The organism is Maridesulfovibrio bastinii DSM 16055 (assembly GCF_000429985.1).
Lineage (GTDB): Bacteria > Desulfobacterota > Desulfovibrionia > Desulfovibrionales > Desulfovibrionaceae > Maridesulfovibrio > Maridesulfovibrio bastinii.
In genome coordinates, this window is record NZ_AUCX01000007.1 from 91751 (window position 1) to 107337 (window position 15587).

Consider the following 15587-nt stretch of genomic DNA (forward strand, 5'->3'; position numbering starts at 1 on the left):
AAATGAGTGAAACTCTGACTCCGGATGATCATATACGTCCTCAAAGACTTGGCGATTTTATCGGGCAGGATGACCTGCGCGATAATCTGGATGTCTTTGTCCGGGCGGCCCGTGAACGTGGCAAAGCCATGGATCATACGCTTTTTTATGGTAATCCCGGTCTGGGTAAAACGACACTGGCCCGGATTATTTCAACTGAACTTGGTGTAAATCTTGTCTCAACTTCAGGCCCTGTCATCGAGCGCAGTGGTGATCTTGCCGCCATTTTGACAAATCTTTCCCGTAACGACATTCTTTTTATTGATGAAATTCACCGGATACCGGCAACAGTGGAAGAAGTTCTCTATCCTGCTATGGAAGACTTCAACCTTGACCTTATAATCGGTCAGGGACCCGGTGCCAGAACTGTAAAAATTGATCTTGAGCCTTTTACTCTTGTCGGGGCGACAACAAGGCTGGGACTGCTTACTTCTCCCCTTAGAGACCGTTTCGGATGTATTTTCAGGCTTGATTTTTATTCACCTGAAGAGATTGCCCGTATTGCCATGCGCGCTGCCAGAATTCTCAATGTTAAGATAACCGAAGAAGGGGCTCTGGTCATCGGGCAGAGGTCCAGAGGGACACCGCGTATTGCCAACCGTCTTTTGAGGCGTGTGCGTGATTTTGCTCATGTTCACGGTAGCGGTGTTGTTGATAAAGAGCTTGCGGGTATGGCTCTTGATAAGCTGGATGTTGATCCTCTCGGGCTTGATCAGATGGACCGCAAAATTTTAAATGTTGTCATTGATCAGTTTAGCGGTGGTCCGGTTGGGGTCAAGACTATCGCTGTTGCGTGCTCCGAAGAAGTTCGTACAATTGAAGAAATTTATGAGCCTTTCCTTATTCAGTGCGGATTTCTGAAACGTACCCATCGCGGACGAGTGGCGACGGCCAAAGCTTATCAGCACATGCGTAAAGGTGATGATAACCGGTTGTTGTAGTTTTATTGACTGATTTTTTATCCTTCACTGTTCCGGCATTATGTCTTCTGCGGTATTCAATTTAGTCTGCATACTTATCTCTCCTTAAAATTAAGATAGTTATAAATTAATCTGGTAACTTATTGTCATAGATTTATCTGACATAGCTATTGACTTTGAAAATCAATTTCAATAAACAGTAAGCTTAGATTAAAATATTTATTAATTTAAAAGGAGGTCATTATGTTCTGCCCTGAGGATTTAATCGGTTTATCAAGCAGCAGAAAAAGTGTGGTTTTATTGAATGGGCGTCAGGCCTATCATGTAAAACTACACATGGTTCAATTCAGCCGGGCTGGTATGGCAAAAATAGGACAGCTGATAAACGATATAGGGTATCGTTTCGGTCTGCATGAATCAAAAGTTAAAGAGTTGATGAAAGACAGGCTCTATACAGTTCCTCCCAATCCCAGTCTTTATTTTTTATTCAGCATACCGGAACTTGAAGTTGATGTTCATGCCGAAATTCCAAGAAAGTTTTGGAGATATACGGAGATGGCCAGTGAAAGACCTCTAAGTGTGGCTTTAGATGAACAAAAATTAATTAATTTTTAATAATATTAAGTGCTTGATTTTAGAAGAGTGAGAAAACTCCTGCAGCAATGCAGGAGTTTTCTGTTTATATCAGCTGCAATTAAGCTCTATCCGGTTGCCACCATGTCGTTTGGCGGCATAAACAGCCTGATCAGCCAGATTTATCAGTTCACACAAATCTTTCTCAGGATCGCAGGAGCATTTGAATTTTGAAATCCCCATTGAAAGAGTAACTCCACCTACAGCAATACGTTCAAATTTTGTGCGTATCCGGTCAGCCACAATCTGTACTTGAGTCAGGCAGAGATCACTAAAAATCACGCAGAATTCATCACCGCCGATTCTGCACGGATAATCTGATTTTTCCCTTATGGAATTTTTAATTATGCGGCCTAAATTCTGGAGAAGTCTGTCACCTTCCTGATGGCCCAGATTATCGTTGACGTATTTAAATTTATCGGCATCAATCATGAGCAGATACAGATTCTGAATGTTTGATTCATTGTTAGAAGCACAATTTTTAAGCTGTTCATCGAAAAATCTGCGGTTATATAAACCTGTCAGCTGATCTGTTACAGCCAGTTTTTCAAAAAGATCCAAAGCCGTTTCAGTATTTTTAAGTTCGTTTCTAAGGGAATGCAGTCGCCCGAGAAAGTTCAGATTTTTTTTGAGGATCTGCATTTCGTTGTCAGTGGAAACTCCTGAAAGCAGCCCGAAATATTTTATGTTGGCCCCTCTTTGAACTTCAAAGCAGAAATTATTTATTGAGCGCAGTTCCCTTGTCACTATGAGCCATGTTGCAAACCTTGATAATGGAGACAGTAATGCAAGAGCAAATACCAGAAGTATTGCCATAAGTGAGAGGACATCCCTGCTGCCGAATTTATCTAAAAGGATTATCCAGCCCATGGTTGGTAAAATCATAGTTAAGAAAATTAAGGTTGATATTTTGACCTGAATGTCAGCATGTGTTCGGCGATACTTTTGCGCAGCTTTACCTTTCATAGTTTCATCCATGTTTTGGGTCCGGACCTCCCCGGAGTATGATGATTGAATTTTAGAAAATGAATATCATTTTCAATAAAAGGTCAAGTATGAATAATTCGTTATTTGTTGTATAATTTAAGACTGAAAGTTGGAGCTGGAGCTGCTCTAGTGAAATAGCTAAATAAGGGCTAGTTTTGCATATCAGGAACTATTTTACTTACATAATCGGTTAATATTTCAAATATATCCTTATCCCTGAAGTTATATCTGAATTCGAGTTCTTTTAAATAAAGGGGAAAACGCTGCGTGGAGATTCCTTTATACTTTTTTAATCTTTCGCGGGCAAAGTCCCAGAATCCATTCCCTGATTTTTCAATATATGCCGTGGTATTGGAGTATTTTTGTATATATTGCAAAGGCAGGGTTTCATTACCGCACATGATCAGAGCATCATAATTCTGATAGCGGTCGGTATGAATAATGTTGCCGTTTCTAACCAGTTTCAAATGGAAATTATGATTGAAATGAAGGACAGATTCAGCATTGATATTCTGCATCAGGTCAATAAAGACCCAGTCCTGCTTTTCCATTATACCGAAAACAGGAATAGCCCCGTTGTATTTCTTTTTGGGAATCCCGGTCAGCTTACGGCCTTTTATGTATTCGCCAAGCTGCGTCTCCGGGCCGAGAAACTGGGCTGCGTCAATGGCTTGAGACAGAATAGCGTATCTCACAGCCGTAATGGCTTTATAAGCAGCATTGTAGGATATTCCCAGTTCGTTTGAAATGCCATGTGCGGTCATTTCCGTTGAGAACATATATATAAGTCTGAGAAGCTCAGACATTTTGAGTCCACCGTTGTTTATCCAGCGGCAACTGAAATCCTGAAATGTGTATTTACATGCTGAGCAGCGGTAACGGTTATTACTCAGGTGATAGATTTTACGTTCACCACACCGGGGACAAAATTGTTCACGACCTTCCCGGCATTTGTCCAGCATATATTCGCGGGCGAAGCCTTCATCTGTGAACAGTTCGTTTAAAAGTGACTGTTCCACGTCGGTTCCCATTTCATTTTTCATCATCCGCCGATGGCAGACATCTGGGTGTCACAGACACCGTGATTTTTTTCTTTATTTTCCAAGAGTCTGTAGCCAAGAGGTTTGTTTACGGTTGAGCGCCGCAGAACTTCCAGAATCTGTTCATCGCCAAGTTTGGGATTTCTAAGAATTCCCCTGAGGTTATACACTTTATCTGAAAAAAGACAGGTCCTTAACTTACCCTCAGCGGTAATTCTCAAGCGATTGCATGTTCCGCAAAAGTGAGAACTTACGGGGGATATCAACCCAAGGCGCCCCTTGCCGCCATCAATATCATAAATGCGTGCGGGGCCTTTGTTCCCTGCTGTTTCAGCTACAGGAATAAGATTTTTATAGCTTCTTGACTGTTCAAGAATATCTTTTGCCGACCAGAAAACATTGCTGTTCCAACGGGTGTCTTCGCCCATGGGCATGAATTCAATAAAACGCATGTCTATGGGGTATTTTGTAGCGAGGTCCAGAAAATCTTTCAGTTCAGAGTCGTTCACACCTTTCATGGCTACAGCGTTGATTTTGACTTGTATTCCGGCCTCAATACTCGACTTTATAGTTCTTAAGACTTTGTCCAGCTGGTCGAAACCTGTGATTTCTTTGTATTTGTTGGCATCAAGAGTGTCGAGGGAAATATTGAGCCTTTTAACTCCGATTGCCGCCAGCTTTTCAAGGTGCGGTTCAACAAGAGTTCCATTTGTGGTGATGCGGAGGTCAAGCTCCGGGTGCCGCGTAAGTATCTTTGCGACAAAGTCGGGAAATCCTTTACGGGCAAATGGTTCCCCGCCCGTGAGTCTCAGTTTGCTGATACCGAGTCCGGCAGCAATATCAATTAGTCTGTGCATCTCTTCATACCGCAGAATTCTGGGGTGTGGTATGAATTTAAAATCGTGAGTCATACAGTATACGCAACGAAGGTTGCAACGGTCTGTAACACTCAGCCTGAGATAGCTCACAGTTCTGCCAAGATTGTCGGTCAGCATTTATAGGTCCTCATAAAATGACAGGGCTGTATGGCTACCCATCATGTTTCCGGAATGTTACGGGAATGATCTCTGCCGGTGGCTGAAATCATTTTTGTTTTCACCCCGTTTAAAGGTGCAAGGCTAAGATCACCGGTATGCTAAAAACATTAAGGTTTTTATAATATACTTAAAATACTGTATATTAATACTTAAGGTGATAAAATTAAGCGTATTGCAGTCTGATTGTCACAATGCGATTAATTGATTTTGGTTTTGCACTAACTATAAGCCTGCTGTCTCAGCAGTCAATCTGTAAAGGCCGGAATGCGGCTTGAAATTATATTCGGAGTAGAGAATGAGACTAATTGACCCATTATTATTCTCATTTCTGTAACAAACTATCAGCGGAATCTTACTGAATTGTACTCATCTTGGATAAAATAATTTATTTCAAATAGTTATCTGAATATGTTTTGAAAAAGAAATAACTATGCCAAAAAAGACATAATGCAGGTTGTGCAAATTCTGTTATGGTTGAGATGGTAAAATTTTAAATTATTCTACCGGGATCGTTATATATCCAGAACGATCCATCTTCTTTGATATTACCTATAAGGGTTATGTCGGTTTTTCTGGCAAGCTCAATTGAAAGGCTTGTAGCGACAGCTGTTGAGGCTAGAATCGGTACGCCAATTCTCACTGCTTTTAAAAGAATTTCAGATGCGACCCTGCCGGTTGACAGAATTATTTTGTCATCTGTGGGGACCTGTTCGAAGAAGCACTGGCCGACAATCATGTCAATGGCGTTATGCCTGCCTATATCTTCCCGGAAGTAAAGCATGTTATCCGGAGTACACAAAGATGAATTATGGCAGCCACGGGTGACATTGTAGAGTCCTGATCTTGCATGAAGCTCTGAGGCCAGTTTTTGCAGCTGCGCTGTACTGATTTTTATATCAGCAGTAATTTTTCGCTTTGATATGGTTGAGAGGTTACGGCTGAAATTTGTTCCCTTTCCGCAGCCTGAAGTTATTGAATACTCAGGTTCACGGTTTTTCCAGGGATCATGTGATGTTGCTATCCATGCTTTAATACGATCGCTGTTTTCAGAAATATTTATTTCTGTAATTTGTTCGGGGCTGGAAATATAGGCATCGGATTTGAGAAAACCTATGGCCAGGTATTCAGGTTTTTTGGCTGTAGTCAGCAGAGTAACAACTTCTCTGCCGTTAAGGTAAATTGTCATGGGAATTTCGAGTATCGAATCAATTCTTCGGGAACTCTTTTTTCCTTTGCAATATTCTTGTATGGTGTAATTTCTTATCTCTGAGGCCATTTTTTCGGAGTCCGTTTATGTGGCCAGCCTTGCCAGAGTGCAGCAAAGCTAGTGCCGGTTGTAAGCTGATGGTACATGAGAGAGTATAGCTTTACCTGATGAATATTGTCTATTCAAATCAATATTTGTCGTTTTTTTATATTGGCACTGAACTGTGTTCAGGAGTGAATTTGAATTATATGTGGTAGTTATGTGGCTAATGTCTAAAATTACAATCTGGAGGGATTAATGAAAAAGATTAAATCAGTGTTCGTCTTCGCGGTGTTGTCTGTATTTCTGCTTGCAGCTGGTTCTGTGCAGGCAAAACAGACTCTCATGATGGCAACAACAACCAGTACGGATAACACCGGTCTGCTGGATGTTCTTGCTCCCATGTTTGAGAAAGATACCGGTATAGAACTCAAGTGGACAGCCGTAGGCACAGGAAAAGCCCTTAAAATGGGTGATAATTGTGACGTGGACGTTCTGCTTGTTCATGCGCCTGCCGCAGAGCAGAAGTATGTTGACTCCGGTGCGTTAAAAGATCGTCGCGAACTTATGTACAATGATTTTGTTATCATTGGTCCTGCTTCTGATCCTGCCGGTATCAAGGGACTTTCCGTTGCGGATGCCTTGAAAAAAATCAGCAGTTCTAAAGCAGTGTTTGTCAGCCGTGGAGATAATTCAGGTACTAATAAAAAAGAGATTTTTCTCTGGAAGAGTATCGGAAATGTTCCTGACAAGCAGGACTGGTACATTCAGGTCGGTCAGGGAATGATTAAAACAATCAATATTGCAGAGGAACGCGGCGGATACACCATGACTGACCGTGGTACATACATAAAGTATGAATCCAACAAGGGTGGAAATCCTGATCTTAAGATTCTTGTCGAAGGAGACAAAATTTTATTCAATCAGTATAGTGTCCTTGCTGTTAATCCTGAGCATTGCCCTAAGACCCAGTATGGTCTTGCAAGCAAATTTGCAGAATGGATGGCTTCCAAAAAGACTCAGAAAGAGATTGGAGACTTCAGACTTCTTGGAAAGCAGCTTTTTACTCCCAACGCTCAATAGCAGTTTGAAAATCTAATATTTATAGAGGAGAATCTGAGAGGATTCTCCTCTATTTTTTTACTGCGCTTTAGTTTCTTTTCCCATATTATTACTGATGATAATATAAAATCAGCAGTATTGAGTCTCTTTTTAAGGCTCGGAGCAGAAAAGATATGGATTTTATTTTAGATGGCCTCATGCAGGCTTTTGTCCTCCTTTTTACGGGTGATCCGCAGACATGGAATGCTATACTGACCACGGTGTGCGTATCATCACTTTCCATCACCGCCTCACTTGTTATCGGTGCTCCGTTAGGGTTTGCTCTGGGGTATTACGACTTCAGAGGTCGCGGAGCCATGCGGACTATTGTTGATACACTCCTTTCATTCCCCACCGTAGTTATAGGGCTGCTTGTTTATGCCATGCTCTCAAGGCAGGGTCCTCTTGGAAATGTCGGCCTTTTGTTTACCATCCCCGGTATCGCCATTGGGCAGACTCTGCTTGGACTTCCTATTGTCGTGGCGATGATGGCAACTGCGGTTGAAAATGTGGATCGCAGGCTTAATTATACTCTGCTGACACTTGGGGCAGACAGCAGACAGGTTCTGCTGACAACATTATGGGAAGCGAGATACAGCTTGGTGCTCGCAGCTGCTGCGGCATATGGCAGGATAGTGTCGGAGATAGGCATATCCATGATGGTCGGGGGTAATATCAAGTGGCATACAAGGACAATTACCACCGCTATAGCCCTTGAGACCGGAAAGGGAGAATTTGCGATGGGTATTGCTCTTGGACTTGTGCTCATGATTCTGGCCTTTATTATGAATTTCGGGCTTTCCGGAATGCGCAGAAGGGAGGGAATGTGAGCGAAATTTATAATCTTCAAAATGTCAGACAGCAGTACGGAGACCGAGTGGTTCTGGATGTGCCCTCTTTTACCGTGGAAGAAAGCAGTATTGTAGGGCTTCTAGGGCATAACGGCAGCGGAAAAAGTACCCTGTTGCGGTTACTCGCTTTTCTTGAAAGCCCCTCGGAAGGAAAGCTTTTTTATGACAATTTACCCGTAGAAGACCGACTTGATGGTTTCAGGCGGGAGGTTACTCTTCTTACTCAGGACCCTTATTTATTGAAGCGAAATGTTTTTGGCAACGTTGCTTACGGATTGCAGGTCAGAGGAAGAAAAAATATTCAGCAGAAAGTGTTTGAAGCTCTAGAAATGGTGGGTCTTTCACCTGCGAAATTTGCTGAACGCAAATGGTATGAACTCTCAGGAGGGGAAGCCCAAAGGGTCGCTCTGGCGGCAAGGCTGGCCATAAATCCAAGGGTTCTGCTGCTTGATGAACCAACTGCAAGTGTCGATACTGAAAGCTCTGAGCTTATATATAAAGCTGCTTTGTCCGTTAGAAATAATTATGGCTGCACTTTGGTGGTTGTCAGTCATGATAAGGACTGGCTTATCCGTATTGCTGATGTGACCTGGAGCGTTTCAGATGGCAAAGTTAGAATGGCATAATGCATTATAACTGCTCAAAAGAATATTTATAAAAGCTTTCTATCCCATTCGGAGTATATTGAAAAACAGCTTATTTTTTATTTGAGGGAGTGAACAATGGCTGATTTTTCATTACCAAAGGGAATTATAAAGAGTGTGACAAGCGGCATGGAGGAAACAGAAGTAGTTATACTCCTTCCGGAAGGAAAAGAGCTTGTAACGGTTTTTTCCAATAATAATTTTGATACATTAAAACCAGAAGAGGGAAGAACCGCTTATGCTTTTGTTTCTGATGGCAGGGTGATGCTTCTTACTGACTCTGGCAATTGATAATTTTATTGCTCTGATATTTTATTGGCATTCCCACCTGTCTGATTTTTGAAACAGCTTAAGGTTTCATTTGAAAACGGCATTCACCAGGTCTCTATGGTGATGCCGTATTTTTATTTCCAGCATTACTTATAGATTTATTCAACTGTTAGTTTGCCTTCGCTTGTGAATATTAAAATGAATGTGCTGTTTTTATCAGTAAAATAATTATGGTACATTCTTTGCTGATTCTGCCCCTTAGTGTGTGTTCGGACGCTGGATAAAAATAGCGTAAAATATTTATAGACGCGTTTTATAAAGGCAGGATCGTATGTCCTTGACTATAAATCATAATCTTATGAGCTCAAATATAGTCAGAAGTTTGTCTTCTGAATATAAAAATGTTGGAAATTCTGTCAGGAAATTGTCGTCAGGGTTGAGAGTGGGAACAGCGGCTGATGATGCCGCTGGTCTGGCCATTCGTGAGCTCATGAGAGCTGACATAAGTTCTCTTCATCAGGGCATAAGAAATGCCAACGATGCCATCTCCGCTGTTCAGGTAGCTGATGGAGCTTTACAGGTTATTGATGAAAAATTGATCAGGATGAAGGAATTGGCAATGCAGGCTTCAACCGGATCTTATAATTCTGCTCAGCGAATCATAATAAATTCCGAGTATCAGGCTATGGCTTCTGAAATTCAACGCATAGCCGTTTCTACAGATTTTAACGGAATACATCTTCTGGATGGCAGCTTAAGCGGGGAATATGACGGCAGACGCAATACTTCTGAAGGAGCTCTTCACATTCATTTCGGGACAGGCAATGATTCCGCCGAAGATTATTATTCAATGCAGATCAAGCCAGCAAATCTTGTAGGATTAGGATTGGCAGAACCGCAGATTGAGACGAGTGTTCCGGCATTAAATTCAGTTATGCCTAAAAATATCTTGGTGGAATTGTCTTCCGGAATTCGCACGGTTGCCAGTATACCGGCAAATTCAGAAAACCTAGTGATTGATCTTGATTCTCTAAGTGCCGATGATGATTTTCAGATATTTACAAGGAACGGGGTTCATCTGGCAGGTACTTCATTGGTTGACAATGTTTGGATCGCCAACGGAGTTGATGCTTCAAACGTAAATTCAATGGTCATCAATACTGCTAACGGCTTTCTCCCCGGAGCAGTATATGACAGTTCACATTTGCTTGACGGAAGACCTATAGCTGATGGTGGATTGGGGACAGCTGCTCCTTACGGAGGTCCATATTCTGCTTCATATAATGGAATGAATTTCAGTTACAGCGGTGATGGAGATATGAATAATGATGGTATGGTCCTCGGAGCTGAAAGCCAGAGTGAAACTTTCAGGGTAGATAAAAATACGGAAGAGCTGCTAATTTTTTCTGTGGGGTCCGGTGTTTTTAGAGCCAGAGCTAATTGGAGTAAGCTTGGTGGTGACACGGGAGGAGATTACATTCCATATAAGATAGATACGCAAAGTGAAGCACAGAATATGCTCGGCCGTATTGATAATGCTATTGAAATAAAAGATAATATTAGAGCTGGACTTGGTGCCTTGCAGAACCGTCTGGAAAATACTGTCACAAATCTTTCAATTCAGGCTGAAAATCTACAGTCATCTGAGTCAGGAATTTCCGATATAGATGTAGCGATTGAAACAACTGAGCTGACACGGCAGCAGATTCTCACCCAGTCTTCAACAGCAATGCTGGCTCAGGCGAACAGTTTACCGAAGATAGCTTTACAACTTCTTAATACTTAAATTCCATTTTTAAAAATACAGGCTTAACTTTTGCTGAACAATGAGTATTCTTCTTGTCAGCAGAATTATTTTTTATAAATATCAGTTCAGGAGATTATAAAATGAGTGTGCTTGCAGAATTAACTGTATTTCCCACCGGCAAAACCGGAGGTCTCAGCGCGTATGTTTCAAGGGTTGTAAAACTGATTAAAGAAAGTGGCCTTTCCTATCAGTTCGGGCCTATGGGGACCTGCGTGGAAGGTGAGTGGGACGAAGTTATGGAACTTGCCGGTAAGTGTTACCGTGAGCTTGAGTCTGATTGCGACAGGGTTTATATAGTCATGAAAATGGATTGTCGAAAAGGAGCTGAGGACCGTATTCACGGCAAGGTTGCCTCAGTGGAGAAAAAAATAAATTCGGCTTCATAGATTTCAGACAGAGCGTAAATCGGAGTTCAGATGAAAATTATAAAAGGAACAGTCCTTTTTCTATGTATGCTTTTGCTGTTTTCAGCTCTTGGAGGATGTGCAGCACTTGATGTTTCTCACCTTGAGCGCAGAGCATGGAAATTGAATTCAATGGAAAATGTATCCATGGAATTCATGAATTTTGATTATGAAATAGTCCCTCGAAAGGATAGTTTTGGTCTGCGGGGAAAGGCTCATATTAAAAAAGGTGCTGTCCCGGTGTGGGCCGAATGGGTCGGAGAACTCTGGATTCAAGGATACCTGAGTGATGCTGACGGAAATGTTCTGGCCAAAGGGCTGCAGGTATTTTCACCGTGCAGTCTGGATGAAAATCTTTCAATTCCTTTTGATTTTGAGCTTAAGCCTGACAGGCTCGATTCAGGACCGCTTTTTGTTTCGTTTGGATATCGGATGGTTCTGCAGAAAAACGATAAGGATAATTCAGAGCCGTTTATGGCTATTGAAAGGGCGGTTACCCATTGATTACAGGCTGACCAGCTCTATTTTTCCCCATGCCCCTATTTTTGAATCAAATTGTACAAAAATACCATCAAGGCCGGACTCCGAAAGTTGTCTGGCCTTTTCTATGACAAGGGGTACATCTTGTGGTGATTTAAGAAGATTTGCGAGAGCTGTTGCCGCGGCATCTGCAAATCTGGCATCTTTGGCCCGGACAGTGACTAGATCACCGCAACCAAGGCTCAGTGAGTGGCCTATTTTTCCTGATGAAGAGCATATTGAAACCGGAAAATCTTCAGCTTCAAGTTTAAGTCCTACTTTTGTTCCTGATTCGGGGTCTGACAGCAGTCCAACCGTGCGGGGGCTGCTTGAAATGAGATAGGTATCTCCTCCATTTTCAACCAGAACTTCCTTGCTCTGTTTTGCCAGTTTTTCAGCTGTAAACTGTGCTACTGCTCCGGCAACCGCAGCCATGGGGCCGACGTTGCAAAGGGCCGAGGAGTCTGCCATGCGGCGGATTATTTCCGAAGCATCTTTTTCAACTTCAACAGGTACGAGACTTTCGGCAAATTCAGGATGGAGCAGTATGTAGGATTGTAAAAGGGCTCTCGCTTCGTGCACGGCTTGTAGAGCTTCGGAACTGAAATCTTTATCCGCAACTATGAAAAGGTCTGTCTGGGCAACAACAACCTGAAAAGAAGTTTCGCTCTTTGCCGGTTTGACAGTTTTTCTGTAGGCCCGATTATGGTCGCTGTAATGTTTTTTCATTCTTTATTAAACAGGGCCGGATTTACCGGCCCTTATCGATAATTTGATGTTTAAACGACTTAGAAGCCGAGATCTTCATTGACGAGAATTGCGTGAATACGGCCTTTGGGAGCACTTTTTTCAATGACGGACCATGCATTGCAGATTCTGTCAGGTGATTTGCAATCAGCACAGTAACCTGTTTTAGCGCAGGGTGTTTTTCTTTTCAGGCGCATGGCGTTCACCGGAGCAGCATATTCTTTGATGCGGCCCATGGCCTGATCAATGTCGGTACAGATTTTATTGCGCCCTATGATCACGATTACGTTTCTGGGGCCGAAGATCATCGCCGCAACTCTGTTTCCGAGACCGTCAAGGTTTACGAGGCAGCCGTCTTCAGTCATGGCGTTGGTGCCGGTGATATAAAGATCACTGAGCAGTGACTGCCTGCGCAGCTCAAGGCTTTCTTCAGGAGGCTGAGTATTGCTGTAGGTATCAAACACTTTGACACCTTTAAGATTTTTTACCCCTGAATATACACCGGTTTCAACAACGGATTTGGAACCACCGAAGCCGATTGTACCGGGTTTGAGTTCTTTGATAATTTTGTTAAGAACAATATCTGAAACATCAAGTCCACAGTCGGCTATATGGGGTGTGAATCCGTTTTCTGCCAGTTTGTCAGCCATAATATCAAGTTTGGCTTCCCAGAATTTTTTAATGGGGTCCATTGTCGACTCCTTTCAAATTTGTCAGGACAATATCATTACACTTTGACAGTATTGCCTGAGCGGGTTATTTAGATTGTGTTGTGCAGTAGACATATCGCATCATTTACAGGATTGAAAGGGGCGGAAATGTGACCAAAACATTTCTTGACGATCCCCTGTGTAGAGGATATATGTTCGCGTTCCTCAGAATCGGCTGAATCCAGTCGATCATTTTGAGAAAATAATCTTCGGGAGAAATAGAAAATGAAAAGAACTTACCAGCCAAGTAAAACCAGAAGAAAAAGAACTTTCGGCTTTCTTGTTCGTTCACGTACCAAAAACGGTCGCGCTGTACTTCGCAGACGCCGTGCTAAAGGACGTAAAAGATTATCCGCTTAAACTGGTCCAAGAGCCATAGGCTCCTCAGCAGTTTCGAGTTTGAGCGTTGCTATGAGCATGGTCGAAAGTATTATACGAAGAATTTTATATTGTTCGTTAAGTCGCGCGGAGATGGTCCGGACGGGATGCGTCTGGGCCTTACCGTGAGCAGGAAGAAAGGACCGGCTGTAGTGCGTAACCGCATTAAGAGGGTAATGCGGGAATTTTTTAGAATTAATCAGCAGAAATTCCAGACCCGACTTGATATCGTCTTTGTGCCCAAAAGGTCTCTTGATGGCAGAAAAATTAGCTTTGGTCTGGCAGAAAAAGAATTGTTGCCGGTTGTGGAACGAATTAACAGAGATTTAGAATCGGCGACGCAGCAGTGAGTATTCAGGGAATGAAAATTCTGTTCCTTGCTCCGATCAGATTTTACCAAAAATTTATATCTCCGCTCTTTCCGGGGTGTTGCCGGTTTCAACCGACGTGCTCGCAGTATGCCATTGAGGCAATATCACTCCACGGTATATTTAAAGGTGCGGGTCTTACCCTATGGCGTCTTATGCGGTGCCAGCCGTTGTGCAAAGGGGGATATGATCCGGTACCTCCAATTAACAAATCACCACGAAGTTCAGGCCTGAAATCAGTGGCCAAGTGAGTCTTTTAAAAATGGAAAACAAGCGTGTTATTCTGGCTGTTGCCCTTTCCTTTGTCGTTCTGCTCGGGTGGCAGTTTCTTTTTCCGCAGAAACCTCAGGCTCCTGTGCAAAAACAGGAACCTGTCAAGCAGGAACAGAAAGCAAGCCAGGAAAAACCTGTCGCCTCAGGCGAAAGCGTCTTTTCCGAACCGATGTCGACTGCAGCTATAGTTTCTGCAAAAGGCACCAAAATTACAGTAGACACTCCTCTTTACACCGCCGTTATGAATTCTCAAGGCGGCCTGCTTGAAAGTTTCGTACTTAAAAATTTCAAGGAAACAATTGAAGCCGATTCTCCCAATGTGGATATGGTCGGCAAGAATGCTCTTAATAAAGCTCCCATGGGACTTATACTAAATGGTATAGCCACATGGAAGGAAGGCGTCTGGGGTTATAAAGGTTCCAACCTTAATCTTTCAGGTAATAACGCCGGAACAATTGTTTTTACTGGTGATGTTGAAGGTTTCAGAATTCAGCGCAGGCTCACCTTTCACGCCGATAATTATCTGATCGACGAGGATGTGCGCGTTTTGAATGCCCAGAATCCCAGTGCGGAAGGACGTCTTGCTTTCACCACCGCGACTAAAAGTCTCAGTGCTGAAGGTGACCGTTACAACCCGACCCGTATCTCTTATTACGATGCCGACGGACTCTCGGAAAAAAACAGCAGAGACGATCTTAAAGAAGAGGGTGTCATGGCTTCCGGAGATATCTCCTGGACTGCTATTGATTCCAATTACTTTATCCTCGCACTGCTGCCAAGAAGCAAAGATGTTACTGTAAAGGGAAGGCTGCAGGACAACATCTTCAGAGTCGCGGCAGAAAAAAATGTTGAGCTGAATAAAGGCGTTCAGCGTGAGCTTGGCTGCTCTTATTATTTCGGACCAATGGATACCAAATTCATGAGCAAGGTTCCGGGGGATCTTGTTAAGGCTGTGAATTTCGGTTGGTTCGATATAATAGCCAAACCTCTTGCTATCGCTCTTGACTGGTTCCACCAGTATGTCCACAACTATGGTGTGGCAATCATTCTTCTTACTATTGTTATTAAGTTGCTGTTCTGGCCTCTGTCCCACAAGAGCTATAAATCTATGGAGCAGATGAAAAAACTTCAGCCTATGATGGCAAAGCTCCGCGAAAAGTATGCCGACGATAAGGAACAGCTTAATAAGGAGATGATGCAGCTTTACAAGACCTATAATGTAAACCCTGCCGGTGGTTGTGTCCCGATGTTGCTTCAGATCCCGGTCTTCTTCGGCCTCTACAAGGCGCTTTTAGGGACAGTTGCGCTCAGACATGCCGATTTTATTCACTACCTTCCTTTTACTGATATCGTTTGGCTCGCCGACCTTTCGGCCAAAGACCCGCTTTACATTACTCCGATTGTCATGGGTGCTACCATGTTCCTGCAGCAGAAGATGACCCCCTCAGCGGGAGATCCGACCCAGCAGAAGATCATGATGTTCATGCCGTTGATATTCACTTTCCTTTTCCTCAACTTCCCTGCCGGGCTGGTTGTATACTGGATGGTGAACAACATTCTGTCTATCGCACAGCAGTGGATGATACACAGGACAAAGGCATAAAACGGAACAG

General features: G+C 42.9%; 18 protein-coding genes and 2 pseudogenes. 14 read left to right on the plus strand and 6 right to left on the minus strand.

Annotated elements, in window-relative coordinates:
- The first annotated feature begins 2 nt into the window (after positions 1 to 2).
- Entirely contained in the window at positions 3 to 980 is a 978-nt protein-coding gene (gene ruvB, locus G496_RS0102565) for a Holliday junction branch migration DNA helicase RuvB (RefSeq protein ID WP_027177891.1), read from the plus strand.
- Between the two features lie 222 nt (positions 981 to 1202).
- The gene (locus G496_RS18620; RefSeq protein WP_051294788.1) at positions 1203 to 1574 is read left to right on the plus strand and encodes a hypothetical protein; all 372 of its coding nucleotides are present in this window, start codon (positions 1203 to 1205) and stop codon (positions 1572 to 1574) included.
- A 69-nt stretch (positions 1575 to 1643) separates the two neighbouring features.
- On the opposite strand, the gene G496_RS20355 is transcribed toward G496_RS18620, so the two are convergent.
- The 4 genes from G496_RS20355 to fdhD form a co-directional block, all read right to left on the minus strand.
- Entirely contained in the window at positions 1644 to 2570 is a 927-nt protein-coding gene (locus G496_RS20355) for a GGDEF domain-containing protein (RefSeq protein WP_027177892.1), read from the minus strand.
- Between the two features lie 158 nt (positions 2571 to 2728).
- Positions 2729 to 3610: a transposase gene (locus G496_RS0102580; protein ID WP_034632216.1), complete on the minus strand. Its 882-nt coding sequence runs from the start codon at positions 3608 to 3610 to the stop codon at positions 2729 to 2731.
- A gap of 11 nt (positions 3611 to 3621) precedes the next feature.
- Positions 3622 to 4614 carry a GTP 3',8-cyclase MoaA gene (gene moaA, locus G496_RS0102585; protein ID WP_027177894.1) on the minus strand — a complete coding sequence of 331 codons (993 nt, stop codon included), beginning with the start codon at positions 4612 to 4614 and terminating at the stop codon, positions 3622 to 3624.
- Positions 4615 to 5146: 532 nt separating this feature from the next.
- Positions 5147 to 5932, minus strand: a complete 786-nt coding sequence (gene fdhD, locus G496_RS0102590) for a formate dehydrogenase accessory sulfurtransferase FdhD (RefSeq protein WP_027177895.1) — start codon at positions 5930 to 5932, stop codon at positions 5147 to 5149.
- Positions 5933 to 6160: 228 nt separating this feature from the next.
- Between fdhD and G496_RS0102595 the strand changes: the two genes are divergently transcribed.
- From G496_RS0102595 to G496_RS0102625, 8 genes and pseudogenes are all read left to right on the plus strand, one after another.
- The gene (locus G496_RS0102595; protein ID WP_027177896.1) at positions 6161 to 6985 is read left to right on the plus strand and encodes an ABC transporter substrate-binding protein; all 825 of its coding nucleotides are present in this window, start codon (positions 6161 to 6163) and stop codon (positions 6983 to 6985) included.
- Between the two features lie 152 nt (positions 6986 to 7137).
- Positions 7138 to 7833 carry an ABC transporter permease gene (locus G496_RS0102600; protein WP_027177897.1) on the plus strand — a complete coding sequence of 232 codons (696 nt, stop codon included), beginning with the start codon at positions 7138 to 7140 and terminating at the stop codon, positions 7831 to 7833.
- Positions 7830 to 8480 (plus strand): energy-coupling factor ABC transporter ATP-binding protein, encoded by a 651-nt coding sequence (locus G496_RS0102605; protein WP_027177898.1) that lies wholly within the window; start codon positions 7830 to 7832, stop codon positions 8478 to 8480. The genes G496_RS0102600 and G496_RS0102605 overlap by 4 nt, the downstream gene beginning before the upstream one ends.
- Positions 8481 to 8576: 96 nt before the next feature.
- Positions 8577 to 8789, plus strand: coding sequence for a hypothetical protein (locus G496_RS0102610; protein WP_027177899.1), 213 nt, complete (start codon positions 8577 to 8579; stop codon positions 8787 to 8789).
- 310 nt (positions 8790 to 9099) lie between these two features.
- A pseudogene (locus G496_RS18630) lies at positions 9100 to 9657 on the plus strand (flagellin N-terminal helical domain-containing protein); the annotation flags it as partial.
- A 600-nt stretch (positions 9658 to 10257) separates the two neighbouring features.
- Positions 10258 to 10554: pseudogene (locus G496_RS21395) on the plus strand (flagellin); the annotation flags it as partial.
- Between the two features lie 101 nt (positions 10555 to 10655).
- Positions 10656 to 10961: an MTH1187 family thiamine-binding protein gene (locus tag G496_RS0102620; RefSeq protein ID WP_027177900.1), complete on the plus strand. Its 306-nt coding sequence runs from the start codon at positions 10656 to 10658 to the stop codon at positions 10959 to 10961.
- 30 nt (positions 10962 to 10991) lie between these two features.
- Positions 10992 to 11483: a hypothetical protein gene (locus G496_RS0102625; protein WP_027177901.1), complete on the plus strand. Its 492-nt coding sequence runs from the start codon at positions 10992 to 10994 to the stop codon at positions 11481 to 11483.
- Here G496_RS0102625 and G496_RS0102630 read toward each other — a convergent pair whose 3' ends face one another.
- Positions 11484 to 12227 (minus strand): UPF0280 family protein, encoded by a 744-nt coding sequence (locus G496_RS0102630; RefSeq protein ID WP_027177902.1) that lies wholly within the window; start codon positions 12225 to 12227, stop codon positions 11484 to 11486. It abuts the gene before it with no gap.
- Between the two features lie 59 nt (positions 12228 to 12286).
- Positions 12287 to 12937: a lactate utilization protein gene (locus G496_RS0102635; protein WP_027177903.1), complete on the minus strand. Its 651-nt coding sequence runs from the start codon at positions 12935 to 12937 to the stop codon at positions 12287 to 12289.
- Between the two features lie 243 nt (positions 12938 to 13180).
- On the opposite strand from G496_RS0102635, the gene rpmH reads away from it, so the two are divergent.
- Genes rpmH through yidC form a run of 4 tightly spaced genes read left to right on the plus strand, consistent with a single transcriptional unit; the run spans position 13181 to position 15577 of the window.
- The gene (gene rpmH, locus G496_RS0102640) at positions 13181 to 13315 is read left to right on the plus strand and encodes a 50S ribosomal protein L34 (protein WP_027177904.1); all 135 of its coding nucleotides are present in this window, start codon (positions 13181 to 13183) and stop codon (positions 13313 to 13315) included.
- Entirely contained in the window at positions 13306 to 13683 is a 378-nt protein-coding gene (gene rnpA / locus G496_RS0102645) for a ribonuclease P protein component (RefSeq protein ID WP_245577854.1), read from the plus strand. Before rpmH ends, rnpA begins: the two co-directional genes overlap by 10 nt.
- A gap of 11 nt (positions 13684 to 13694) precedes the next feature.
- Positions 13695 to 13952, plus strand: coding sequence for a membrane protein insertion efficiency factor YidD (gene yidD / locus G496_RS20825; protein ID WP_084407473.1), 258 nt, complete (start codon positions 13695 to 13697; stop codon positions 13950 to 13952).
- An 11-nt stretch (positions 13953 to 13963) separates the two neighbouring features.
- On the plus strand, positions 13964 to 15577 hold the full coding sequence (gene yidC, locus G496_RS0102650; protein ID WP_027177906.1) for a membrane protein insertase YidC: 1614 nt from the start codon (positions 13964 to 13966) through the stop codon (positions 15575 to 15577).
- The last annotated feature ends 10 nt before the right edge of the window (positions 15578 to 15587 follow it).